Below are 23316 nucleotides of genomic sequence, written 5' to 3'. Positions count from 1 at the left end.
AATTAGTTGATTAGGTGTGGATGAGATTAGTCACCTGCTGCTAGCGTGTCTACATGTCCCTCAAGTACGCCGTCCTGGCCGCCCTCCTGGAAGGCGAGGCCTCGGGCTACGAGCTGTCCAAGGTGTTCGACGTCTCGCTCGCCAACTTCTGGCCCGCGACCCCGCAGCAGCTCTACCGAGAGCTGGAGCGCCTGGCTCAGGACGGACTGGTCGAGGCCCGGGTGGTGCAGCAGGAACGGCGGCCCAACAAGCGGCTGTTCACCCTGACCGAGGCCGGGCGGCGGGATCTGGACGCCTTCGCCGTCGCACCGACCCGGCGGCCCACCGCCCTCCGCGACGAACTCCTCATCAAGATCCAGGCCATGGACGGCTCGGACCCCGAGGCGACCCGCGCCCTGGTCGAGGAGCGGGCGTCCTGGGCACACGGCAAGCTCGGCCGCTACGAGCGCATGCGTGAACGGCTGCTCGCCGGGCGGACCGAGGAGGACTACCTGCGGGACACCGACCGCGTCGGCCCGTACCTCACGCTCCTGGCGGGCATCGCCTTCGAGGAGGAGAACCTGCGCTGGTGCGGGCGCGTTCTCACGGTCCTGAAACAGCGCGCTCCTCTAGGCTGACGCGGATGTTCAGCCCCGAAGGCCCCACCCTGCGCGAACTCGCCGTCCAGGCCCTGTCGTCCGTCGAGCGCGGCTACGACCTGCTCGCCCCGAAGTTCGACCACACCCCCTTCCGTACGCCGGACTCGGTACTCGACGCCGTCGCGGCGGCCCTGGCGCGCACCGGGCCCTTCGACGCCGGGCTCGACCTGTGCTGCGGCACCGGCGCGGGGGTCGACGTCCTGGCATGGCTGTGCCGGCGGAGCGTCACGGGGGTCGACTTCAGCGCGGGCATGCTCGACGTCGCCCGGGAACGCACGCGCCCCGCCGGGCCCCGCATCGACTTCGTCCGGGCGGACGCCCGAGCCCTACCGTTCACCTCCGCCTTCGACCTCGTGGTGAGCTTCGGGGCGTTCGGCCACTTCCTGCCCGCCGAACTGCCCGGCCTCTTCGCCCAGGTCCACTCGGTCCTGCGCCCGGGCGGCCGCTTCGCCTTCCCGATCGTGGCGCCGCCCCGGCCCGCCTCCTGTGCGTACTGGACGCTGCTGGGCTTCGACGCGGTGATGCGGGTGCGCAACGCCGTGTGGCGGCCGCCGTTCGTCATGTACTACCGGGCCTTCCGGCTGGGTGAGGTGCGCCGCGAGCTGGAGCGTGCGGGCTTCGAGGTGGAGCTCCAGGCCCTGCCCGAGTTCGGGCGGCGGCGGGACGGCAGCCCGCGGGTGCGGATGGTGGTGGCGCGACGCCAGCCCCCTGGCGCACCCCGCGCCCCGTGCCCACCGCGGAACTGACCGTCCGCCTCACCGACGCCCTCGACGACCACGTCCCCGACGGCTGGGCCCTCGTCCGCATCCGCACCGATCACGCGGGCAGCGGCTGGGCCGTCGACGACAGCGCCGTCTGGTCGGCGGAGGGCTGCCTGCTGGTGCCGGCCCGGCAGTCCCGCGTCGTGCGGGCGCTGCCGGACGTCAGCGCCGGATGAAGCCGAGCGGGAGCGACGCGATCCGGTCGTCCCCGATGTCGTCCGGAGTCGTCACAGCGCCCCGTACAGCGCGTCGACCAGCGCCATCTTCCGTGGATCGTCGGCGATATGCGGCCCCATACGGTTCATCACATAGCCCAGCGACACACCCGCCTCCGGGTCCGCCAGCCCGCACGAGCCGCCGAAGCCGTCATGTCCGAAGGCCCGCGGGTTGGGCCCGTACGAGCCGTTCGGCCCGCTGAGCCACAGGCCGAGGCCCACCTCGGTCTCATGCGCGAACCCGGCACCGAGCACCAGGTCTCGGCAGCTGCCCTGCCCCTCGCGCACCCGCTCGGCCGCCTCGGGGGACAGGACACGGTGGCCGTCGAGGGAACCGCGCCCAGCGAAGATCCCGTACAGCGCGGCGACGGCCCGCGCGGTGCCGTGGCCGTTCGCGGCGGGGATCTCGGCGGCCCGCCACTCGGGCGAGTTGGCTTCCGCCGCGCCCACGACGGGGTTGGTGAGCGCGGCAAGCGCGGCGGGCGCCAACTGGGCGAAGACCGCGGCCTGTTCACTGGTCGCAGCGACCGGTGCCCGCACCAGCTCGGCGGCCCGCCCGGACTCCTTCTCCGGCAACCCGACGGTGAAGTCGATGCCCAGCGGCCCGGTCACCTCCTGCTCCAGAAACGCCCCCGGCAGCAGCCCCGACACCCGCCGCACGACCTCCCCGACCAGGAAGCCGTAGGTCAGCGCGTGATACCCGGACCCGGTCCCCGGCTCCCACCAGGGCTCCATCGCGGCGAGCCGCTGCGTCGTCAACTCCCAGTCGCAGAGCTGCGCGAGCGAGTGCGGCTCCCGCAGTCCGGACAGCCCGGCGCGGTGCGACAGCAGGTGCCGTACGAGAACCCGCTCCTTGCCCGCCGCCGCGAACTCCGGCCAGTACGCGGCCACCGGCGCGTCGAGGTCGAGTAGTCCCCGGTCGGCGAGGATGTGCGCGCACAGTGCCGTCGGCCCCTTCGACGTCGACCACACGTTGACGAGGGTGTCCCGCTCCCACGGCCGGCTGCGCGCCTCGTCGGCCCACCCGCCCCACAGATCCACCACCGTCTCGCCGCCCACCGTCACGGCGACCGCGGCACCGAGCTCCCCGCGCTCCCGGAAGTTCTCCTCGAACGCCGCCCGCACCGCGGCGAACCGTGCCTCGCAGTGACCGTGCACCTGTGCCTCGTGCTCCGTCATGGGCCCCTCCCAAGTCCGCCGGAAGCCCGGGCCGCGACACTGCGAATCGGGCTCCTTGAACATACCGACTGGTCGGACCGGGCGGAAGGTGCCGACCGGCCTCAGCGGAGGAACAACCGGCCCTCGGGCTCCCGGTGCCCCGCGACCGTGTGCCAGTAGTCGCGGGTCACGACGGCCGGCCCGGCGCCGCCGAACCGCACGAACCGGTCCGCGGCCTCACGCGTCTCCATCGCGGACCCTCAGGCGTACGACCGCAGCCAGCGCAGCTTGGCCGCCTCCTGGTAAGGGCCGCCGCCCTCATGGTCGTTGAAGTCGTAGATCTCGATCACCTTGTCGTCGTGGGCCCAGGCGTTGAACGCTCCGAAGACCGTGGACGGCGGGCAGGTCTGGTCCTCCAGGGCCGCCGAGAAGAGGGCGGGGGCGCGGCCGCGGGCGGCGAAGTGGACGCCGTCGAAGTAGGAGAGGGTGCGCAGGGCGTCCTCGGTGCGGCCGCGGTGCGTCTTGAGGTACAGGCCGATCTCGCGGTACGGGTGCCGGTCGGTGATCGTGGCCGCGCGCGGGTAGTCGCACAGGAACGGCACGTCCGGCGCGATCGCCGCCAGGTCCGGGACCAGACCGCCCACCGCGATGGTGATGCCGCCGCCCTGGCTCGACCCGAGGGCGACCGTGCGCGAGGCGTCGGTCAGCGGGTGCGAACGGGCCGCCTCCACGGCACGTACCGCGTCCGTGAACACCCGGCGGTAGTAGTAGTTCTCGGGCGCGTCGATGCCCCGGGTCATAAAACCGGGGTACGCCGGCGCGCCGCCCACCGGATCCGGGGTGCCGCCCCCGCCGCCCCACGCGCTGCCCTGTCCGCGGGTGTCCATCACGAAGTGCGCCCGGCCCGTGGACGCCCACAGCAGATGCTCGTGCGGCAGACCGCGCCCGCCGCCGTACCCGATGAACTCCACGACCAGCGGCAGCGGCTCCTCGGCCGCGGCCGGCAGTGTCAGCCAGCCCTTCACCGGGTGACCGCCGAACCCGGCGAACGTCACGTCGTACACCCGCACCGTGGACAGCCCCGTGTCCACCGGTTCGAAGCGGGCGTCCAGGTCGTGCTCGCGGGCCTCTTCAAGGGTCTTGGACCAGAACGCGCCGAAGTCGTCGGGCGCCACGGACTCGCTGCGGTACTCGCGCAGTTCGTCGAGCGGAAGGTCGAACAGGGCCATGTGGGACCGCCTTTGTGAAGGGTAGTGCGGATGATCACACCGTACGTGGGTGGTCGGAGGACTCGCCAGGTCCTTGGCGAGCCAAACGCCTACGATGACGGCATGACGTCTGCCGTCGATCCCCCGGCCACGGGCACGGAACTGCTGGTCAGAGGCGCCGAACTGGTTGTCGTGGACGGTGCTCGGGAGATCCCGGGCGGCTGGGTGGCCATCTCCGGTGGTCGGGTCACCGGTGTCGGTACCGCCGGAACCGAGCCCGCGGCCCGGACGACCGTCTCGGCGGCCGGACGGCTGGTCACCCCGGGCCTGGTCAACACGCACCACCACATCTACCAGAACCTCACCCGCTCCTACGCCCCCGCCGTCAACGGCTCCCTGTTCGACTGGCTGACCACGCTGTACCCGCTGTGGGCGGCCCTGGACGAGGAGGCCGCGTACGTGTCGGCGTACGTCGGTATGGCCGAGCTGCTCATGGGTGGCTGCACCACGTCGTCCGACCACCTCTACGTCCATCCCCGCCCCCGCCTGGTCGACGCCGAGATCCGTGCCGCCCGCGACATCGGCTTCCGCTTCCATGCCACCCGCGGCTCGATGACCCGCTCGGTGGAGGACGGAGGGCTGCCGCCGAGCAGCGTCACCCAGACCGAGGAGGAGGTCCTCGCCGACAGTGAGCGCCTGATCAAGGACCACCACGACCCCGAACCGGGTGCGCTGGTGCGGGTCGCCCTCGCGCCCTGCTCGCCGTTCTCGGTGACCAGGAAACTGATGACGGCCACCGCCGAACTCGCCGAGCGGTACGACGTACGGCTGCACACGCACCTCGCCGAGGACCGCGACGAGGACACCTACTGCCTGGAGACCTACGGCTGCCGTCCCGTCGAGTACTTCGAGGAGAGCGGGTGGATGAGCGACCGGACCTGGGTCGCGCACTGCATCTACCCGAACGACGCCGAGCTGCGCCGTCTGGCCGACGCGGGCGTCGGCGTGGCGCACTGCCCCAGCTCCAACATGCTCATCGGCGGCGGCACGGCACGTGTGAAGGAGATGCGCGAACTCGGCATGCCCGTCGGCATCGGCTGCGACGGCTCCGCCTCCACGGACCATGCCTCGCTCTGGCTGGAGACCCGGACGGCCCTGCTCCTGGGCCGCTACCGCGGCGGCCCCGGCGCCATGACCGCCCGCGACGCCCTCGACCTCGCCACCCGAGGCTCGGCCCGCTGCCTGGGCCGCGCCGATGAACTCGGCCACCTGCGGCCCGGCGCCTGCGCCGACCTGGTCGTCTGGGACCTGCACGAGGTCGCCCTCGCGGGCGCGCTCAGCGACCCGGTGGAGGCGTGGCTACGGTGCGGGCCGGCCCGCGCGTGGACCACGGTGGTCGGCGGCCGCATCCTGGTCGACCGTGGCGAGCCGGCACTGCCGGGGCTGGCGGACGTGCTGCGGCAGCACGGGCGGATCGCGCGGGGGATGCAGCGAGGCGGGTGGACGGGGCACGCGCCCCGGCACCGGTGAGGCGCCACGCCCACCGGCTGCCGCCGGCTGTCGGGTGTACGCCAGGCCGCCAGGCCGTCAGCCGTCAGCCGTCAGCCGTCAGCCGTCAGCGATCACGCCACGCCAGGTCTTCGTGAGCGGTCGAGCCAGGTCCCCTGTCCGTGGGGCGTCACGCCAGGCCCCATCTCTGTTGCGGCTTCACGCCCGACGGCCCGTCCACTCCGGTTCGGTCCGGGCCCACTCCCCTTCCCGCTCCGCCAGGCGGTGCCGGGTGGCCGTATGCCGTACGGCGGAGTGGCCGAGGAGGATCACGGCGGCCGCGCCACCCGCGGCGCATGCGCCGATCGTGATCGTGTGCTGCCAGACCGCCAGTCGGCCCGGTGGCGGGGCGACGCTCCGGCCCTGGGAGTCGAGCCACACGTCGACCGTCTCTCCGGTGCGCGCGTCCGCCGGGATCCGTGCCGTGGCCGTGCGGGGACCGTCGCCCGGCTCCGTCGAGCGGACCGTCGCACGGGTGGCCTGCTGCTGTCCGCCCGGGACCGGAGGAAACGCCTCGGTGGTCTTCTCGAGGACCTCGGCCCGCACCTGGCGGCGGCCGTCGCGCTGCGCCTCGGCCGTCGCGCGCGCCTCGTCATGGGACCACCAGGCCGCGACCGCCCCGACCAGGGGTGCCCCCACCAGCAGCAGTACCACGACGGCCAGCACCGTCCACGCCTCGACGACATCCGACCGGCGCCGCAGCGGATTGTGCCGCCAGCGCCAGCCGCGCACCCGGGTCCGCATGTCGACCTCCTCGCCGTCACCGTCGGCACCGGAGGGCCCGACGGGTGTGCGAGTGCCACAGGGGTCAGGTACCCCGTTCACCGGACATCGTTCACGGCGATCCCCACCAGAGCACGGCGCCGGACGCCCGCCAGTCAGCCGAAGCGTTCGATACGGATGCGGTCCACGGGCTGACCGGCGGCCACCAGCAGCCGCGAGGCGTGCTCGGCGAACCCGTTCGAGCCGCACACATAGGCCTCCCACCCACCGGACGGCTGCTCAGCCAGGAGCGGCGCCACATGTGCGGCGGCTATACGTCCCACCGGCTCACCCCGCGGCGCACTCCGCGTGAACACGGGCGTCGTCTCCGCGCCGTACTCCCGCGCGTAGATCAGCTCCTCGGGACCGCGCGCCGACACCAGCAGCCGCAGCGGCACGTCCAGGCCGCGCACCCGGTGGTGCCGCACCATCGACATCAGCGGGACGACGCCGGAACCGGCGCCGATCAGCAGCGCGGGCCGGTCGCCCGGCCAGGCGAAGAAGCCGCTCAGTGGGCCGCGCACCTCGACCTCGTCGCCCGGCTTGGCCACCGTGTGGAACCAGCCGGAGACCTCACCGCCCGCGACATGATCCAGGGTCAGCTCGATGTGCCCGGAATCGTCGGGAGCGGACGCGATCGAGTAGTGGCGCTGGGCCACATAGCCGTCGTCGGCGGTCAGCCGCAGCATCAGGTGCTGCCCGGGCAGGTGTCCCGCCCAGCGGGGCACCGCGAGCCGGAAGGTGGCGGCATGCGGGGTCTCACGGCGGATCTCGGTGATCGTGGCGGTCTGCCAGAGGGTGGCGGTGCTTTCGCTGACGGCGATGCGGCCGGGCACGGCGAACCGCGTCGGGGGAGTGAAGGACTCAGTCACCGGAGTACCGCTGCTCCTCCCAGGGGTTGCCACGGGCGTGGTAGCCGTTCTGCTCCCAGAACCCCGGCTCGTCGTGGTCGAGGATCCGCAGTCCCGCGATCCACTTGGCGCTCTTCCAGAAATACAGGTGCGGCACCAGCAGCCGCGCCGGCCCGCCGTGCTCGGCGGCCAGGGGCTCGCCGTCGTACTCCCAGGCGATCCAGGCACGTCCGCCGGTGAGGTCGGCGAGCGGGAGGTTGGTGGTGTACCCGGTGTGCGAGTAGGCGACGGCATGTGTGCCGGACCCATGGGGCCGCACCACATCGAGGAAGGCGTCCAGGGACACGCCCCCGAACCGCACCCCGAACTTGGACCAGCTCGTCACGCAGTGGATGTCACCGGCGTACACCGACCCCGGCAGCTCGTGCGCCTGCTTCCAGGTCCAGGTGCGCGGCTCCTCGACCAGCCCGTCGATGCGGAAGGTCCACTCGGCGGGCGTCAGGTCGGGGGTGACCTCGGCGGACAGTACGGGCCAGTCGTCGCCGGCGTCGTACTGGCCGGGCGGGAGCCCGGTGATGGGGGCACCGCCCACGCCTTTGGGGCTGTGGGGGAGGACGCGGGGGCGTCCGGTGAAGCCTCGGGTGACGTTCATACGGGTCCAGCGTGACGAGGGTGACTGCTTACGCCGTCAACCGTACGTGCATGTCAGGCCCGGGAATAGCCGACCGCCGATCTTGCTTGCTCACTGTTGGTGACGGACAGCAGCGAAGGAGAGCGGGAGCCATGCCCAAGACGTACGACACGGCAGGCCCGAGTACGGCCGTGCGGGTCCTCGACCACCCCGCCCGCGCCGCCCTGACCGGCCCGCACGCCCGCTTCGCCGAACGGCGCGGCCGCATCCTGCGCTACCCGGTCGACGTGTCGCCGTGGCTCGCCCTGCCCGAGGAGCCGACCGCCGACGACTGGGCGGACCTCGCGGCGCTCGCCGGCCCCGGAGCGGAGATCGAACTGCCCGCGTTCCAGGGACGCGTCCCCGACGACTGGGAGATCACGTTCCATGTCGACGGCGTGCAACTGGTCGACGCCGGCCTGACCACCGCACCCGACCCGGAAGCCGTGCGCCTCGGCCCCGCCGACGTGCCCGAGATGCTCGCCCTGGTCGCACGGACCCGCCCCGGCCCCTTCCTGCCCCGCACCGTCGAACTCGGCACCTACCTGGGCATACGCCGGGACGGTGTCCTCGTCGCCATGGCCGGGGAGCGGCTGCGGCCGCCGGGCTGGACCGAGATCAGCGCGGTCTGCACCGACCCCGCCCTCCGCGGCGAGGGCCTGGCGACCCGGCTGATCCGCGCCGTCGCCCACGGCATCCGGGAACGCGGCGACACCCCGTTCCTGCACACCGGCGCGGGCAATACCGGCGCCATCCGCCTCTATGAGTCCCTGGGCTTCCGGCGGCGCCGGACGACCGTGTTCCGCGGCGCCCGGGTGCCCGAGTACGTGCCGGAGGGACGGGCGTCGACTCTCTCCCGGGGCTGACCGCCGGTCCTCGACCGAGACCGACTGCCGCCCCCCTTGGCGGTCACGCGTTGTACCGCACGAGACACGCGGCGAACCGCTCCAGGTCCTCCGCCGGCCGCTCCCGCATCACGGCCCGCCGGCGTTCGGTGACCCGCGCGATGATGCTCCGGCCGGACTCCGTCAGGTGCAGCACATGGACCCGCTGGTCGTCCGGGTCACGGCGCCGCTCGATCAGCCCGTCGCGTTCCAGGCGGCCACCTGGCGACTGACCGTGGACTTGTCCAGGAGGTAGTACGCGGCCAGGTCGGTGGCCCGGTAGCCGTTCGGCGGGCGAAGGCCGTCATCTCCCGCTGGATGGTCTCCACGGCGGTCTTGATCGTTGGGGTAGGGTGGCCGTCGGCTGCGGACCGCCCCAGCCTTACGGGACCGAGGAGGTGAGACCCATTACCGCAGTGTCAGGTCGGGTGCTCTCTCCTCGTATCGGCGCGGACCGCCGGCGGTAGGCGACCGCAAGAGCGCCCTTCGGCTTCCGAAAGGCTCTCGGCTCTCATGCCCCCTCTGTCTTCTTCCTCCCTGGCGTCCGTCGCGGCCGCACTGCGCGCCGCGGGCTGTGTCTTCGCCGAGGACGAGGCCCGGCTGCTCCTGGCCGCCGCCCGTACCCCGGACGAGCTGGCCGCCATGGTGGACCGCCGGGTCACCGGCCTGCCCCTCGAACTCGTCATCGGCCGGGCCGAGTTCCGCGGGCTGCGCATCGGCGTGGAACCCGGCGTGTTCGTGCCCCGCCGGCGCACCGAGTTCCTAGTCGAACAGGCCCTCGCCCAGGCCCCGGACGCGTCCGTCGTCGTGGACCTGTGCTGTGGTTCGGGCGCCGTGGGTGCCGCGCTGGCCGCCGCGCTGGGCGGTGTCGAGCTGCACGCCGCCGACATCGAGCCGACCGCGGTGCGCTGCGCCCGCCGCAATGTCGCCCCCTACGGCGGTCACGTCCACACGGGCGACCTGTTCGAGGCGCTGCCCGGCGATCTGCGCGGCCGCGTCGGCATCCTCGCGGCCAACGTGCCGTACGTCCCCACCGGCGAGGTCGGCCTCCTCCCCGCGGAGGCGCGCGACCACGAGCCGCTCGTCGCCCTCGACGGCGGCGCGGACGGGCTGGACGTCCTGCGCCGGGTCGCCGCCGGGGCACCGGACTGGCTGGCGCCCGGCGGCTGCCTGCTGGTGGAGACGAGCGAACGGCAGGCACAGGCCGCCGTCGACGCCTTCACCCGCAGCGGACTGACGGCACGTCTGGCCGTCTCAGAGGAGCCGTACGCGAATGTCGTGATCGGCCTCAACTAGCGCTGCCCGGTGGATCAGGCCGGTGAGGAGCCGCCGATTCCCTGTGGCCTGATCCGCCGGACAGTCCCTTGGCCCTGGTGGCCTCAGGTCGCCGTGCCGCTGCCCGAAGTGTTCGCCGAGGGGTCGGTGTCACGCCCGTCCCGGTGACCGTACCCGTGACCGGGGAACCTGTCCCGCCAGCCGCCCGGCCCCTTGTCCTCCTTCTCATCGAGGTTGCCGGAGAACACACGCGCGGCGGTCCTGGTGTCGTCGTCGGAGAGGGTGCCGACCAGGTAGGCCGTGTCGCCCTCCTTGATGTCCGCCGCCGCACCGTCGCCGTTCACCTTGGTGTCCGAGCCGACGGTCCACGTCCACTCGGCGTCGTCCTCGCTCTTGACGGTGACCTGGTCGCCGTCGGTCTTCTCGACGGTGCCCCGCTGCCAGATCCGTACGACCCAGTCGCCGGAGTCCGGGTCCTTGACGGTCGCCTCACCGTGCGCGGCGTCGCCGCCGAGGCCGAACCACATGCCGTGGCCGTGCCGCCCGCCCTTCCCGTCCGGTGCCGGCGACGCGGATCCGGACGCCGACGGCGAGGCCCCCTCGCCCGAGCCTTGCGAGGTCGCGGCGTAGGCGACCGTACCGCCGAGGGCCAGGACGGCGACGGTGGCCGCCGCGGTCACCGTCCGTGCCCGGACGGACTGCCGACGCCACAGGCCGCCCAGGGCGGATGCGCGGTCCGGACCGCCGGGTGCTGTGAGCACCTCCATGTCGGTATCGGTGCTGCGTTCCTGATCCGGTTCGTGTGTCACGCTTCGCTCCCATCGGCCACGGCACTTGGCATCCACATGCCACGCCTTGCAGTGATTGTGGGATGCGGACGGTAAGGAGGAAGTAATCAGTTCCTGTGAAAAAGGGGCGTACGCCCCGCCGCTCAACCCGGCGTCAGCACCCGGGCGATGAGCAGCGCCACGTCGTCGGAGTTGTCGGGCTGGTGCAGTGTCCGCAGGAGCAGGTCGCACGTCTCCTCCAGCGGGCGGTCGGGACCGTCGAGGAGATCGAGGAGCGCGTCGAGGCGCTCGTCCAGCGGATGCTGCCGGGTTTCGACCAGGCCGTCGGTGTAGAACACCAGCCGGTCGCCGGGGGCGAGGTCGACCGTGGTCGTGGAGAAGGCGACGCCGCCCACGCCCAGCGGTACCCCCGTGGGCAGTTCGAGGAGTTCCGGGGCGTGGCCGGCGCGGAGGCTGGCGGGCGGCAGATGCCCGGCGTTGGCGATCCGGCACTGCCGCAGCCGCGGGTCGTGGACGGCGTACACGCAGGTGGCAATGGCTTCGTCGAGACCCTCGGTGATCTTGTCCAGGTGCTCGAGGAGCCGGGCCGGATCGACGTCGAGGGAGGCCAGCGTGGTCGTCGCGGTGCGCAGGCGGCCCATCGTCGCGGCGGCGTTGACGCCGCTGCCCATCACGTCGCCCACGACGAGCGCGGTCTTGCCGTCCTCCAGCGGGATCACGTCGAACCAGTCGCCGCCGACCTCGGCGGTGGCCCCGGCGGGCTGGTAGCGGGAGGCGACCTCCAGACCGCCCGTCACCGGCGGATGGCTGGGCAGCAGGCTGCGCTGCAGGGTGAGGGCGGTGTCGCGGGCGTTCTGGTACCAGCGCGCGTTGTCGATCTGGACGGCCGCGCGGGACGCCAGCTCCCTGGCGAGCAGCAGGTCGTCCTCGCCGAACGGCAGCGGATTGCGGGTGCGCTTGAGGTCGAGGGCGCCGAGCACCTCGCCGCGCGCGATCAGCGGCACCGCCAGATAGGAGTGGACGCCCGCGCGCTCCAGCTGCCCCACCGCCTCGGGGGAGCGGGCGATGTGGCACAGGTCCTCGCCCTTGACCTGCGGCACCATGACGGGCCGGCCCGTGCGGACACACTCGGTGACCAGGCGGTCGGGCGCGTACCGGGCGACCTGCCCGGGCGGGTCGGCCGCGTCGAGCGCCTCCGTGGCGTGCTCCGCCTGTACGGCCAGGGCGCGGATCACCGCCGGTTCGGAGGGGCCGAGGCTGCTGCGCCTGCCCTCGACCACGGCCTCGAGCAGATCCACGGCGGCGATGTCGGCGAGTTCCGGCACGGTGACGTCGGCCAGCTCGCGTGCCGTGCGGTCCAGTTCCAGCGTGGTGCCGATACGGGCGGAGGCGTCGGCGATGAGGGCCAGCCGGCGGCGCGCGGCCTCGGCCTCCGTCTCGGCCCGGTACTGCTCGGTGACGTCCAGGACGGATCCGGCCATGCCCAGTACGTTCCCGAGCGAGTCCTCCAGCCGGTAGAGCGAGATCGACCAGGCGTGATCCTCGTCGGGATCGGCCGGGGTCCGGCCGACGACGCGCTGGTCGACGAGCGGACGGCCGGTCTCCAGCACCTTGCGTGCCACGGCCTCGACGGCGTCGACATCGACATCCGGCAGGAGATCGCGCGCCGAGCGGCCTATGTGCTGCTCGGCCGGTATGCCGTTGAGCCGCTCCAGTGCCGGGTTGACCGAGACGTATCGCAGGTCGGTGTCGAGGAAGGCCAGCCCGATGGGGGACTGCGAGATCATCCGCGTCGACAGCGCCACGTCCCGCTCCAGCCGGCGCAGGGTCGGCTGATCCGCCGCGAGCCCCAGGGCGTACACGTCACCCCGGTCGTCCAGCAACCGCATGTTGCGGAACTCCACCAGACGCGTGGTGCCGTCCTTGTGCCGGATAGGAAAGGCCCCGGCCCACGCCTCACCGGTCTCCATGACGTCGGCGAACAGCTTGACGGCCAGGTCGGCGTGCTGCTCGTGGACCATGACGTGCGCGGCGTACTGCCCCAGCGCCTCCTGCGCCGAGTAACCGAACAACTCCTCGGCCTGGGGACTCCACAGCACGATGCGGCCCGTGGCGTCCAGCACCACCGAGGCCACGCCGAGCACGTCGAGCAAGCCGCTCGGCCGTACCGGCCCATGTGCCGGTTCGTCGCCCTCGGTCACGGGATATCCGCCTGCAGTCATCCCACGCACCGCCTTCATCTTTGACGCGGCACGCCGTCCCCCGTGCCGACTCCCCTTGTTCTACCGCGCCCAACCGTCCCTGCGACCTCTGGGTCGCCCACCTCCACCATCCCTCAACACGGTGACGCCCGTCCGGCGAAGCCGTTACGACGGCACGCGACTGTGGCGTACCAGACATCGGCCGTTCTGCGAATTGGCCTGTACATGACCATCCCGAGCCGTCAAACTGTCCGCCGACCACATCCCCACCGAGGAGTCGCCCCCATGGCCCTGCGCGCCCGGCAACGTTGTCACGCCGTCCTGACCGGACTCGTCGCCCTCACCTCCGCCGCGGTCCTGTCCACCGCGGTGCCCGCGCACGCGGCCGACACCTGGACCGAGGTGGGCTCCGACCGCGCCGACCCGCTGACCGAGAGCCAGGGCCTGGCCTCGGTGGAGGTCCCGGCGAACAGCCCCAACCGCTACACCGGCATCGGCACCATCCCGGCCGGCGTCTCCAGCCGCGGCTGGAACCATGTCGGTGACCCCGACGCCTCCTACACCGGCTACTACATCGAGCCGTACCAGCGGGACGACGGCGGCTCGAAGATGTTCCGGGTGCAGGCGCCGGACGGGACCTGGTCCGAGTACGTGCACACGCTGGGTTCCGGAGAGGCGCTGAACAACTCCTTCGTCGCCATCTCGCCCGGCGGCCAGTGGATGGTGTCGGGTGAGTGGGGCACCATGACCCGGCTGCTGGTCCACCCGACCCCGGGCGTCAACCCCGGCACGTCACCGTCGGCGAACCTCCCGTGGACGTCCAGCATCCGGCTCGACCACGCCGTACGCGACGTACAGGGCTGCGACTTCCTCACCGCCACGACCCTGCTGTGCTCCTCCGACGATCCGGCGGGCACCCTCTTCGGCGTCACCAAGCCGCTGCTCCAGATCGACCTCTCCGCCGAGCCGGGCACCTCCGACGTCACCGGCCATGTCACGGCACTCCGCCAGCTGCCGCTGCGCAGCTCCTGCTCGGGCGAGTTCGAGACGGAGGGCATCGACTACGACCGTCGTACGGGCACCCTGCGTGTGATCGTCGTGTCGCCGGGCTTCTGTGTGCTCACGGACTCCAAGACGTACCGCTTCACAAGGAGCTGAGGCCCGCGCGGATGGTGTGACGGCGCCGGGAGTGCTCTCCTGGAAGGTGGTGCCGTGGCCACGAGAGGAGCGATCACGATGGACCGTGAACGACCGCACGACGAGTCCGTATCCGTCGAGATCAGCGGATGCAGCAAGGAGGACGCCCGGATCGTGTTCGACGCGCTGTGCACGTGCTTCGAGTCCGACCGGAGCAGGGAGGACGTGCCGCAGCAGCTCCACGAGACGCGCCCCATGGTGTGGCTCGGCACGTTCGAGGTGACGGACGCGCACACGTGCCCGCCGCCCGCCCGGCTCTCGTCGTCCGTCGAGGCCGACGCGCAGGGCGGCTACTGGGCCGTCGAACGGCTCCGTACGACGCTGAACTCCCTGTTCGCGGTGCGCGACCTCTCCTCGGCCTCGGGCGACCAGGAACGCGAGCTGCATGTGGTGCTGGAGAGCCGGTGAGTCTCAGGCGTCCAGGAGGCTGAGTGCGGCGCGCCGGTAGACGGTGTGGACGGCAGGCAGATCGGCGAGGTGGGCTCGTTCGTCCAGGCCGTGCAGCCCCTCGTACCGCACCCCGAATCCGGCCGTCGCCGGGATGCCCTCGCCGGCGAGCAGGTTGCCGATGTTCGACGGTCCCGCGGTCTTCGCCCGCACCGTCAGCCCTTCCTGGCGGGCGGCGTCCAGGAGCGCGGCGGCGGGCTGCTGCTCCTCGCCCAGTCGGTACGGCGGCCAGGCGGACACCGGCGTGATCCCGGTCGGCCGTGGGGCGGGCACCCGGTCGTCGAGCGCGGCCACCGCCGCACGGATCAGGCGCTCGGCGGATACGGCGTCGAAGCCCGGCGTCGTGCGGATGTCGACGCCCACCTCGCACCGGCCGGGCGCCACCGAGAAGCCCTGACCGCCGTGGCAGGAGGTCACCGTCAGCTTCGGCGGCAACGGGAACTCCCCGTCGGTGCCCGGGAGTTCGGCCTCTTCGAGGAGCCGTACGAGCTGTGCCGCACGGGACACCGCACCCGGCGTCGCACGACGCGACCCGGAGTGGCCGGAGGCCGCGTGCACCGTGATCGTGGCCCGCCACAGCCCCCGCCCGCCGACCACGACCTCGTCGAGCCCCGGGTAGCCGATCATCACCCCGGCCGGGCGCACCGCGTCCGGGTCGGTGAGGTAGGCGCGGGCACCGCCGAAGCCGCCGGTGTGCTCGTCGGCGTCCAGCAGTACGGCGAGCCCGCCGCGCAGTTCGCCGGCGCGGCTGTGCAGCTCGGCCGCGATGCCGCAGAACATCGCCGCGGCCAGCTTGGAATCGGCGGAGCCCCTGCCCCGCAGCCAGCCGTCGACGACGTCTCCGCAGTCCGGCGCGAACGACCACGCGTCCTCGTCGCCGTAAGGGGCCGTGTCCACGCAGGCGTCCAGCGCCCACCACGGCCCGGGCCGTCCGCCCGCGATCTCCACCAGCAGCCCGACCAGCCCGCCCGTGCCGTCGTACAGGCGGCGCTGCGGCAGGCCCCGCGCGGCGAGCCAGTCCGCCACGACGGCCAGGGCGGGACCGTAGTCGTCGATCCCGCCGCGGCTCGGGCGGCGGATCAGTTCCCGAGCGAGTTCGACGATCTCTCCAGTCATGGGGCCACTGTGCCCGACGGTGGTCCGTGTCACCCTCCCCTGGTTGTGCAACTAGTTGCATAAACCGTTCCCGGTCCTCTACAACAGAAGGGCACGACACCGCGACGGAGGGGCCCGATGAGCCGTTACCCACACCTGCTGAGCCCGCTCGACCTGGGCTTCACCACGCTGCCCAACCGCGTCCTGATGGGCTCCATGCACGTCGGCCTGGAGGAGGCCGAGCGTGGCTTCGAGCGCATGGCGGCCTTCTACGCGGAACGTGCCCGCGGCGGAGTGGGCCTGATCGTCACCGGCGGCATCGCACCCAACGACGCGGGCCGGCCGTACGAGGGCGGCGCCAAGCTCACCACCGACGCGGAGGCCGAACAGCACCGGGCCATCACCGGGGCCGTGCACCGCGAAGGCGGCCGGATCGCCATGCAGATCCTGCACTTCGGCCGGTACGCCTACCACCAGGACCTCGTCGCCCCGAGCCCGGTTCAGGCGCCGATCAGCCCCTTCCCGCCGCGCGAGCTCACCGACGCCGAGGTCGAGCAGACCATCGACGACTACGCCCGCGCCGCCCGCCTCGCCCGGCAGGCCGGCTACGACGGCGTCGAGATCATGGGCTCCGAGGGCTACCTCATCAACGAGTTCATCGCCGCGCAGACCAACCACCGCACCGATCGCTGGGGCGGCTCGTACGAGAACCGGATGCGCTTCCCGGTGGAGATCGTCCGGCGGGTGCGGGAGGCCGTCGGTGAGGACTTCATCATCATCTACCGGCTGTCCATGCTGGACCTGGTCCCCGGCGGCTCCTCGCTCGCCGAGGTGGTCACGCTCGCCAGGGCCGTCGAGGCCGCCGGCGCGACGATCATCAACACCGGCATCGGCTGGCACGAGGCCCGCATCCCGACCATCGCCACCTCGGTGCCGCGCGGCGCCTACACCTGGGTCACCAAGAAGCTCATGGGCGAGGTGTCGATCCCGCTCGTCACCACCAACCGCATCAACACCCCGGAACTCGCGGAGGAGTTGCTCGCCGACGGCTGCGCGGACATGGTCTCGATGGCCCGTCCGATGCTCGCCGACCCCGACTTCGTCGCCAAGGCCGCCGCCGGCCGGCCCGAGGCCATCAACACCTGCATCGGCTGCAACCAGGCCTGCCTCGACCACACCTTCAGCGGCAAGATCACCTCCTGCCTGGTCAATCCGCGCGCCTGCCACGAGACCGAGCTGGTGCTGTCCCCGACCCGGCTGCGCAAACGGATCGCCGTCGTGGGGGCGGGTCCCGCCGGACTCGCCTGTGCCGTCTCGGCCGCCGAACGCGGCCATGAGGTCACGCTCTTCGACGCCGCGAGCCGGATCGGCGGCCAGCTGAACGTCGCCCGCAAGGTCCCCGGCAAGCAGGAGTTCGACGAGACGCTGCGCTACTTCCGCCACCAGCTCGACGCGCACGGCGTGGACGTACGCCTCAACACACCTGTGACGGCAGGAGACTTGGAGGGCTACGACGAGGTGGTGGTCGCCACCGGCGTCACCCCGCGCACCCCCGACATCCCCGGCGTCGACCACCCGAGCGTCGTCGGTTACCTCGACGTTCTGCGCGACGGCGCCCCCGTCGGCGACCGGGTCGCGATCCTCGGCGCGGGCGGCATCGGCTTCGACGTCGCCGAGTTCCTCACCGACGGCGGCGACAAGGCGAGCGAGGACCCGGCGACGTACTTCCGCCATTGGGGTGTCGACATGGACTACACGGCACCCGGCGGCCTCGGCGCCCCCGAACGCCCGGCCCCGCCGCGCACCGTCCACCTGCTCCAGCGCAAGACCAGCAAGGTCGGCGCGGGCCTCGGGAAGACCACCGGCTGGATCCACCGCACCGAGCTCAAGCACCGCGGCGTCACCATGCTCCCGGGCGTGCGCTACGACCGGATCGACGACGCCGGACTGCACGTCACGGTCGGCGAGGAGAGCACGGTCCTCGAGGTCGACACGATCGTGCTGTGCACGGGGCAGGACCCGCGTCGCGACCTGTACGAGGAACTGCTCGCCGCCGGCCGTGGCGTGCACCTCATCGGCGGTGCCGACGTGGCCGCCGAACTGGACGCCAAGCGGGCCGTTAAGCAGGGCACCGAGCTGGCGGCGGCGCTGTAGGGGCACGGCGGCCGTCCCTAGGATGACCCCATGTCACTCCCGCACGCGATCCTCACCGCCCTGCTCGAAAGGCCTTCTTCGGGGCTGGAGCTGACCCGCCGGTTCGACAAGTCGATCGGTTACTTCTGGTCGGCGACGCATCAGCAGATCTATCGCGAGCTGGGAAAACTGGAGGCCGAGGGCCATATCCGCGCGCTGCCGTCGGAGCAGCCGACCCGAGGGCAGAAGAAGAGCTACGAGGTCCTGCCCGCGGGCCGCGCCGAACTCGCCCGCTGGACCGCCGCGTCCCAGGACCCGAAGCCGCACCGCGACACCCTGCTGCTGCGCCTGCGGGCGGCCGCCGTGGTGGGCACCGAGGGCATCGAGGCGGACCTGCGACACCATCTCGCACTGCACCGGCGGCAGCTGGCCGAGTACGAGGAGATCGAGCAGCGCGACTTCCCACCCGGCAAGGGCGGCCCCCAGGACCGGCTGCGCCACCTCGTGCTGCGGGCGGGCATCGACCTGGAGACCTTCTGGACGCAGTGGCTCACCCACGCGCTGGAGGAGTTCACGGAACTGCCGGACCGCGACCCGGCATGAGTACGGCCGGCCTCACAGCCGGTACGGCCGCGAACGGCGGCGCAGGAACCAGGCCGTGGCCAGCGCACCCGTGCCCACCAGGACACCGCCCGCCGCCAGCGTGAGCGTGCCGTAGTCCCGGGTGGCACCGCCCAGGCCGCCCATGACACCGCGGGACGGCGAGGCCGTGGCGGAGATCGTGGGCGTGGAGGCGGCGGACACGATGACCGACTGGGTGCCCGCGGTGCTGTCGTTGAAGGCGCACCGGACGACGACGGTGTACGTCCCGGGGCTCACGTTCTGCCAGGCCGCGGACTGCAGGGAGGTCGTCCCCGACAGCGCCACCTGGCGTCCCTGGGCGAAGGTCGCCTGGCTGCGGTTGAGCAGCGAGGCGGTGCCCCAGCTGCCGTCGGAGCTGGTCTGGGAGCACACCGTGGTCGTGACGGAGACCGTGGACCCGGAGGTGCTCACGGAGATCCCCGGCCCCGCGGCGGCCGGTACGGCGGCCAGGGCGAGCGGCAGCGCGGCGGCGGCTGCCACGGCCAGGCCGGAGCGGAGGAGTGGCTGAGACTTGCGCATATGGACTGCCCTCCGGCGGCACGGTTGGCGGTACATCCCTTGCGCCGCCGAGGTCGGGGAACGTCCGTGCTGCCACAGGGGCAGCCAACGTCCCCCCGGCGCCGACCGCATGCGGACCGCCCCCGGGCAGGTGACGGATTGCACCGTCCGGGGGACACCCGGCACGGCATCAGCCCCGCGCGCCCGTCGTCACCGTCCGCTCCGCCGAGTAGCCGCCCCAGGTACCGTCCGGCATCCTGGCCCGGATCCGCACCCGATGGCGCACGCCGTCCTCCGGGCCCAGATAGAAGCTGTACGTCGCCCGGTCGCGCGGCGCGTCCCCGCCGTACACCAGCGAGGTGGCCGTACGGCCGTCCAGCCGGACCTGGTACTCCGTGACCACACCGTCCGCACGCGGCGGCACCCAGCTCAGGTCGAGGTGGTACGCCCCGTCGGCGCGGTGGATCGTCGCCCGGAAGCCGGTCGGTGCGGTGCCGCGGCCGTCGTCGGTGCCCGGTGTGGTGAGGCGGACGACCGGGCCGGCGGGGGAGAGGTGGTCGGCCGCGTCCCGGGCCCGGACGGTGAAGGAGTAGCGGGTACCTGGCCGGAGCCCCGTGACCACGGTCGCCGTCTGACCCCCGCCCACACTGTGGATCTTCGTGCCGTCCTGGTGGATGTCGTACGACACCACGCCCCGGTCGTCCGTGGCGGCGGACCAGGACAGCCGGACCGCCCGGCTGCCGACGGCCCGGCCCTCGAGCCGCCCCGGCCGGCTCGGTGCCCAGCGGTCCGCCGCGCCGGCCGCCGGAGTCGTCGCGCGGACCTCCCCGCTGGGCGGGCCGAGACGTCCGTCGGCGTCCCGGGCCCGCACGGTGAACACGTACCCGGTGGCCGGCCGGAGCCTGGGGACATCCACCATGTGCTCGGAACCCGGCACTTCCCTCACCTTCGTGGTGCCGCGATATACCTCGTAGCCGCTGACGTCCGGCTCCGCCGAGACCGCGTTCCACATGACGTGCACGCTGGTCGCGCTGCCCGCCGCGGCCGTGACACCTGTCGGAGCCGAGGGCAGCCTCCCGTCGTCGTCCGTGCCGTTCCAGGCGCAGGACGAGAGCAGCACGAGCAGCGGTGCGCAGAGCAAGGGAACGCGACGCACGACTGTGCCTCCCCGGGGGCAGCCCGACGGCAATGGTCCGGACCAATATGGCGCCGCCGCGTGCTCACATCAAGAGGGCCGTTGCTGCCGGCCGTCTCAGGGGAGTTACGTATGCTGAGGTCTCTCACGGCTGAACTCTCCCGGAGGGCTGGGGAGTTCATGCCGGTGGCGCGGGCCGCTGTCGTCGCTGAACCCGCGCCCGACGCGGGTGGCCGGAGGGCCGGAGCCGCATGCGCGCTCAGGCCCCCGGTCCCTGCCGGAAGTCCGGGGCGTGCACCGTCCGGCCCCCCAACGGTGGCCGCGGGAGCGCAACGGCGCCAGGGTGGGCTGAGTGCCGTCAGTGTCCCCCAGGAGAGGGTCCCATATCGTGCGTGTCCAGTCGCTGACGCCGGCCGTGGCAGGCGCCGCCCTGCTCGTCCCGACGACGTTGCCCGACGTCGTGCCCGTCACGCAGGGGGAGCCGGTGAGACGGCAGGAGGGCGACGTCCGCGCGGCCGACCTGCTCGTCCCGACGACGTTGCCCGACGCCGTGCCCGTCACGCAGGGGGAGCCGGTGAGACGGCAGGAGGGCGACGTCCGCGCGGCCGACCTGCTCGTCCCGACGACGCTGCCCGACGTCGTGCCCGTCACGCAGGGGGAGCCGGTGAGACGGCAGGAGGGCGACGTCCGCGCGGCCGACCTGCTCGTCCCGACGACGCTGCCCGACGTCGTGCCCGTCACGCAGGGGGAGCCGGTGACGCGGCAGGAGGGCGACGTCCGCGCGGCCGAGCTGCTCGCCAAGGTGCGGGACTGCGCCCCCGTCTCGCGCGGGCGCTACCGCAGCGACGCCGGAACGCCCGCCAGGATCCCGATCTGCGGTATGCGGGGCGCCGTCCACTGGAAGGCCGACATGGACATCGACTGCGACGGCCGGCCCAGCCGCCGCTGCAACCGCCGCACCGACCCGTCGTTCTCCGCCGCCACGGCCTTCCAGCAGTCCGACGGCCGCCCCCTGGACGCCGGACACCTGCCGTACATCGTGGTGCCCGCCCCCAGTCGCATCTCGAACTACCGCGACCACGGCGTCCGCGGCGGCTCGGTCGCGGCCGTCGTGTACCGGGACCGCGTGCAGTACGCCGTCGTCGGTGACGTCGGCCCGCGCGACATCATCGGCGAGGCCTCTTACGCCACCGCCGCGGCCCTCGGTATCCGCCCCGACCCGCGCGGCGGCGGCACGCCCTCCGGTGTCACCTACATCGTCTTCAAGGACACGCCGGTGAAGCCGATCGAGAACCATGCGGCCGCCGTGCTGGCCGGGGAGCGGCTGGCGCGGCAGTTCGTGCGGGGGAGGTAGTCCGGGCCTCGGGGCGGCTGACGGGCTGTCAGACAGCGGACCAGCCGTCGTCGACCGGCAGCACCACGCCGTTGATGTTGCTCGCCGCGTCCGAGGCCAGGAACACGATGGCCGCGGCCTGCTCCTCGGGGTGGGCGATCCTGCCGAGGTTGACGAAGTGCGGGCCGTGCGCCGCCGGGCCGTGCGCCGCCTGGTCGGCGTCCAAGACGATGCCGGTCTGCGTGCCGCCCGAGGCGATGGCGTTCGCGCGGATGCCCTGCTTGCGGTACATCACCGCGAGGTTCTTCGTCAGACCCACCACGCCGTGCTTCGAGGCCGTGTACGCGGCGCCCGCCGCGCTGCCGCGCAGGCCTGCCTCGGAGGCGGTGTTCACGATGGCGCCCCGGCCCGACTCCAGCATGTGCGGCAGCACCGCCCGGGTGAGCAGGAAGGGGCAGCCTCTGGAGGAGACCCTCGACCGGGAGCTCGCGACCCGCGGCCCCGTCGCCGCCGCACTCGACCACGCCACGCTCGGGGGACTGGTGCGGCTGACCCGCACCGAGCCGGGCCTGCGTGCCGTCTGGCTCCAGACGTACGACGAGGCCGAGCCGGCGTTCGCCCGCACCCTCGCCGACCGGGCCGGGCTGCCCGCGGACGACCTGCGCCCGGTGGTCCAGGCGGCGATGTTCAACGCGGCCCTGCGCGCGGCCGTCGAACACCACGTCTGGCACACCGGCGGCACGCCCACCGACCCGGCGACGGCGCGGGCCGAGCTGGCGGCGATACTGCGGACGGCTCTTGCGGTGGTGCGGGAGGGACTGACGTAGCGGCGGGGCCTCACACCTTCCGGTACGTGTACGCCTCCACGGCCGCCGCCTCCACCGCCGCCAGGTCGGCGCCCGTCGCCGCGGTGACCACCGCGGCCACCGCGCCCTCGACGAACGGGGCGTCCACGAGGCGGGTGCCGTCCGGGAGTTCGTCGCCCTCCGCGAGCAGCGCCTTGACGGTGAGGACCGCGCTGCCCAGGTCGGTGAGGACGGCCACCCCGGCACCCCGGTCCACGGATGCGGCCGCCGCGGAGATCAGCTCCGCGCTGGTGCCGAGCCCGCCGCCCTCGGTGCCGCCCGCCGGGGCGACGGGCACCACCGTCCCGCCGCCCGCCAGCCCTTTCGCCAGCTCGGCCACCGACGCGGCGACCTCCGCGCTGTGCGAGACGAGCACGATCCCGACCAGCTTCTCGTCACTCACCGGCCGCCTCCTCGGCCTCACAGAGCCCCGCGATGAGCAGCGCCGACGACGTGGCACCGGGATCCTGGTGCCCGATGCTGCGCTCACCGAGATAACTGGCCCGCCCCTTGCGCGCCTGCAACGGCGTCGTCGCCAGCGCCCCCTCCTCGGCGGCGGCCCGCGCGGCGCCGAAACCGGCGTCGAGCGCGTCCACGGCCGGCACCAGCGCGTCGATCATGGTCTTGTCGCCCGGCGCGGCACCGCCGAGCGCCATCACCGCGTCCACCCCGGCCCGCAGCGCCTCGGCGAGCTGCCCCTCGCTCACCTCGCCGTCGTCTCCCAGAGCCTTGCCGGTACGCCGCAGCAGCGTCCCGTACAGGGGCCCTGAGGCCCCGCCGACCGTGGAGATGAGCTGCCGCCCGGCGAGGATCAGGACGGCGCCAGGCGTCGCCGGCGCCTCCTTCTCCAGCGCCGCCGCCACGGCCGTGAACCCGCGCTGCAGATTGCTGCCGTGGTCGGCGTCCCCGATGGGCGAGTCGAGGGCGGTGAGCCGTTCCGCCTCGCGGTCCACGGACATGGCGGTCGCCGTCATCCAGCGGCGGAAGAAATCGGCGTCGAGCACTGGATCTCCTTGCCTGGTAGGTACGTTG

The 23316-nt window shown here is 72.9% G+C and carries 25 protein-coding genes and 2 pseudogenes; 12 read left to right on the top strand and 15 right to left on the bottom strand.

Going from position 1 to position 23316, the window contains the following annotated elements; all coding sequences use genetic code 11:
* Positions 1-53 precede the first annotated feature (53 nt).
* From AQJ91_RS29365 to AQJ91_RS29355, 3 genes are read left to right on the top strand one after another with little or no spacing between them, the layout of a single operon-like run.
* Entirely contained in the window at positions 54-617 is a 564-nt protein-coding gene (locus tag AQJ91_RS29365; RefSeq protein WP_067027499.1) for a PadR family transcriptional regulator, read from the top strand.
* A gap of 5 nt (positions 618-622) precedes the next feature.
* A complete protein-coding gene (locus AQJ91_RS29360) occupies positions 623-1384 on the top strand; it encodes a class I SAM-dependent methyltransferase (protein WP_067027497.1) in 762 nt (253 codons plus the stop codon).
* Positions 1366-1575, top strand: a complete 210-nt coding sequence (locus AQJ91_RS29355) for a thioesterase family protein (RefSeq protein WP_067027495.1) — start codon at positions 1366-1368, stop codon at positions 1573-1575. Before AQJ91_RS29360 ends, AQJ91_RS29355 begins: the two co-directional genes overlap by 19 nt.
* Before the next feature lie 51 nt (positions 1576-1626).
* Here AQJ91_RS29355 and AQJ91_RS29350 read toward each other — a convergent pair whose 3' ends face one another.
* The 3 genes from AQJ91_RS29350 to AQJ91_RS29345 form a co-directional block, all read right to left on the bottom strand.
* A complete protein-coding gene (locus AQJ91_RS29350; protein ID WP_067027493.1) occupies positions 1627-2793 on the bottom strand; it encodes a serine hydrolase domain-containing protein in 1167 nt (388 codons plus the stop codon).
* A 101-nt stretch (positions 2794-2894) separates the two neighbouring features.
* On the bottom strand, positions 2895-3023 hold the full coding sequence (locus AQJ91_RS57475; protein ID WP_267891245.1) for a hypothetical protein: 129 nt from the start codon (positions 3021-3023) through the stop codon (positions 2895-2897).
* Positions 3024-3032: 9 nt separating this feature from the next.
* Positions 3033-4001, bottom strand: coding sequence for an acetylxylan esterase (locus tag AQJ91_RS29345; RefSeq protein ID WP_067027491.1), 969 nt, complete (start codon positions 3999-4001; stop codon positions 3033-3035).
* A 102-nt stretch (positions 4002-4103) separates the two neighbouring features.
* Here AQJ91_RS29345 and AQJ91_RS29340 point away from each other — a divergent pair, with 102 nt between their 5' ends.
* Positions 4104-5510, top strand: coding sequence for an 8-oxoguanine deaminase (locus tag AQJ91_RS29340; RefSeq protein ID WP_067027489.1), 1407 nt, complete (start codon positions 4104-4106; stop codon positions 5508-5510).
* Between the two features lie 177 nt (positions 5511-5687).
* On the opposite strand, the gene AQJ91_RS29335 is transcribed toward AQJ91_RS29340, so the two are convergent.
* The 3 genes from AQJ91_RS29335 to AQJ91_RS29325 form a co-directional block, all read right to left on the bottom strand.
* Positions 5688-6272 (bottom strand): Rv1733c family protein, encoded by a 585-nt coding sequence (locus AQJ91_RS29335; RefSeq protein ID WP_067027487.1) that lies wholly within the window; start codon positions 6270-6272, stop codon positions 5688-5690.
* 134 nt (positions 6273-6406) lie between these two features.
* A complete protein-coding gene (locus AQJ91_RS29330) occupies positions 6407-7162 on the bottom strand; it encodes a ferredoxin reductase (protein ID WP_067027485.1) in 756 nt (251 codons plus the stop codon).
* Positions 7155-7793 (bottom strand): sulfite oxidase-like oxidoreductase, encoded by a 639-nt coding sequence (locus tag AQJ91_RS29325; RefSeq protein ID WP_067027483.1) that lies wholly within the window; start codon positions 7791-7793, stop codon positions 7155-7157. Before AQJ91_RS29325 ends, AQJ91_RS29330 begins: the two co-directional genes overlap by 8 nt.
* Before the next feature lie 131 nt (positions 7794-7924).
* Between AQJ91_RS29325 and AQJ91_RS29320 the strand changes: the two genes are divergently transcribed.
* Positions 7925-8677, top strand: coding sequence for a GNAT family N-acetyltransferase (locus AQJ91_RS29320; RefSeq protein ID WP_067027481.1), 753 nt, complete (start codon positions 7925-7927; stop codon positions 8675-8677).
* 43 nt (positions 8678-8720) lie between these two features.
* On the opposite strand, the pseudogene AQJ91_RS29315 reads toward AQJ91_RS29320, so the two are convergent.
* A pseudogene (locus tag AQJ91_RS29315) lies at positions 8721-9003 on the bottom strand (MarR family winged helix-turn-helix transcriptional regulator).
* A gap of 205 nt (positions 9004-9208) precedes the next feature.
* Here AQJ91_RS29315 and AQJ91_RS29310 point away from each other — a divergent pair.
* The gene (locus AQJ91_RS29310; protein WP_067027479.1) at positions 9209-9991 is read left to right on the top strand and encodes a putative protein N(5)-glutamine methyltransferase; all 783 of its coding nucleotides are present in this window, start codon (positions 9209-9211) and stop codon (positions 9989-9991) included.
* Between the two features lie 83 nt (positions 9992-10074).
* On the opposite strand, the gene AQJ91_RS29305 is transcribed toward AQJ91_RS29310, so the two are convergent.
* Entirely contained in the window at positions 10075-10779 is a 705-nt protein-coding gene (locus AQJ91_RS29305) for a hypothetical protein (RefSeq protein WP_159054677.1), read from the bottom strand.
* Between the two features lie 122 nt (positions 10780-10901).
* Entirely contained in the window at positions 10902-12980 is a 2079-nt protein-coding gene (locus tag AQJ91_RS29300; protein WP_067027475.1) for a SpoIIE family protein phosphatase, read from the bottom strand.
* 264 nt (positions 12981-13244) lie between these two features.
* Between AQJ91_RS29300 and AQJ91_RS29295 the strand changes: the two genes are divergently transcribed.
* Positions 13245-14117, top strand: a complete 873-nt coding sequence (locus AQJ91_RS29295; RefSeq protein ID WP_067027473.1) for a hypothetical protein — start codon at positions 13245-13247, stop codon at positions 14115-14117.
* 78 nt (positions 14118-14195) lie between these two features.
* Entirely contained in the window at positions 14196-14564 is a 369-nt protein-coding gene (locus AQJ91_RS29290; RefSeq protein ID WP_067027472.1) for a hypothetical protein, read from the top strand.
* A 3-nt stretch (positions 14565-14567) separates the two neighbouring features.
* On the opposite strand, the gene AQJ91_RS29285 is transcribed toward AQJ91_RS29290, so the two are convergent.
* The gene (locus AQJ91_RS29285; RefSeq protein ID WP_067027470.1) at positions 14568-15719 is read right to left on the bottom strand and encodes a M20 family metallopeptidase; all 1152 of its coding nucleotides are present in this window, start codon (positions 15717-15719) and stop codon (positions 14568-14570) included.
* Positions 15720-15836: 117 nt separating this feature from the next.
* Between AQJ91_RS29285 and AQJ91_RS29280 the strand changes: the two genes are divergently transcribed.
* Together AQJ91_RS29280 and AQJ91_RS29275 are read left to right on the top strand one after the other, a co-directional pair.
* Positions 15837-17852: an NADPH-dependent 2,4-dienoyl-CoA reductase gene (locus tag AQJ91_RS29280; RefSeq protein WP_067027468.1), complete on the top strand. Its 2016-nt coding sequence runs from the start codon at positions 15837-15839 to the stop codon at positions 17850-17852.
* A 30-nt stretch (positions 17853-17882) separates the two neighbouring features.
* Positions 17883-18434 (top strand): PadR family transcriptional regulator, encoded by a 552-nt coding sequence (locus tag AQJ91_RS29275; RefSeq protein ID WP_067027466.1) that lies wholly within the window; start codon positions 17883-17885, stop codon positions 18432-18434.
* Positions 18435-18446: 12 nt separating this feature from the next.
* Here the strand turns inward: AQJ91_RS29275 and AQJ91_RS29270 are convergent, their stop codons facing one another.
* Both AQJ91_RS29270 and AQJ91_RS29265 read right to left on the bottom strand, forming a co-directional pair.
* Positions 18447-18992 (bottom strand): hypothetical protein, encoded by a 546-nt coding sequence (locus AQJ91_RS29270; RefSeq protein WP_067027464.1) that lies wholly within the window; start codon positions 18990-18992, stop codon positions 18447-18449.
* Positions 18993-19161: 169 nt separating this feature from the next.
* A complete protein-coding gene (locus AQJ91_RS29265) occupies positions 19162-20127 on the bottom strand; it encodes a fibronectin type III domain-containing protein (protein WP_067027462.1) in 966 nt (321 codons plus the stop codon).
* 643 nt (positions 20128-20770) lie between these two features.
* Here AQJ91_RS29265 and AQJ91_RS56130 point away from each other — a divergent pair.
* On the top strand, positions 20771-21460 hold the full coding sequence (locus AQJ91_RS56130; RefSeq protein ID WP_067027544.1) for a glycoside hydrolase family 75 protein: 690 nt from the start codon (positions 20771-20773) through the stop codon (positions 21458-21460).
* 28 nt (positions 21461-21488) lie between these two features.
* On the opposite strand, the pseudogene AQJ91_RS29255 reads toward AQJ91_RS56130, so the two are convergent.
* Positions 21489-21893 (bottom strand): annotated as a pseudogene (locus tag AQJ91_RS29255) (SDR family NAD(P)-dependent oxidoreductase); the annotation flags it as partial.
* Here AQJ91_RS29255 and AQJ91_RS29250 point away from each other — a divergent pair.
* Positions 21835-22266 (top strand): acyl-CoA-like ligand-binding transcription factor, encoded by a 432-nt coding sequence (locus AQJ91_RS29250; protein ID WP_407696940.1) that lies wholly within the window; start codon positions 21835-21837, stop codon positions 22264-22266. The pseudogene AQJ91_RS29255 and the gene AQJ91_RS29250 overlap by 59 nt on opposite strands.
* A 10-nt stretch (positions 22267-22276) precedes the next feature.
* Here AQJ91_RS29250 and AQJ91_RS29245 read toward each other — a convergent pair whose 3' ends face one another.
* Together AQJ91_RS29245 and dhaL are read right to left on the bottom strand one after the other, a co-directional pair.
* Positions 22277-22687, bottom strand: coding sequence for a PTS-dependent dihydroxyacetone kinase phosphotransferase subunit DhaM (locus AQJ91_RS29245; RefSeq protein WP_067027461.1), 411 nt, complete (start codon positions 22685-22687; stop codon positions 22277-22279).
* The gene (dhaL, locus tag AQJ91_RS29240) at positions 22680-23288 is read right to left on the bottom strand and encodes a dihydroxyacetone kinase subunit DhaL (RefSeq protein ID WP_067027458.1); all 609 of its coding nucleotides are present in this window, start codon (positions 23286-23288) and stop codon (positions 22680-22682) included. Before dhaL ends, AQJ91_RS29245 begins: the two co-directional genes overlap by 8 nt.
* Between the last annotated feature and the right edge of the window lie 28 nt (positions 23289-23316).

Source organism: Streptomyces dysideae (genome assembly GCF_001514305.1).
Taxonomy (GTDB): domain Bacteria; phylum Actinomycetota; class Actinomycetes; order Streptomycetales; family Streptomycetaceae; genus Streptomyces; species Streptomyces dysideae.
This window is presented reverse-complemented; position numbering and strand designations above follow the sequence as displayed.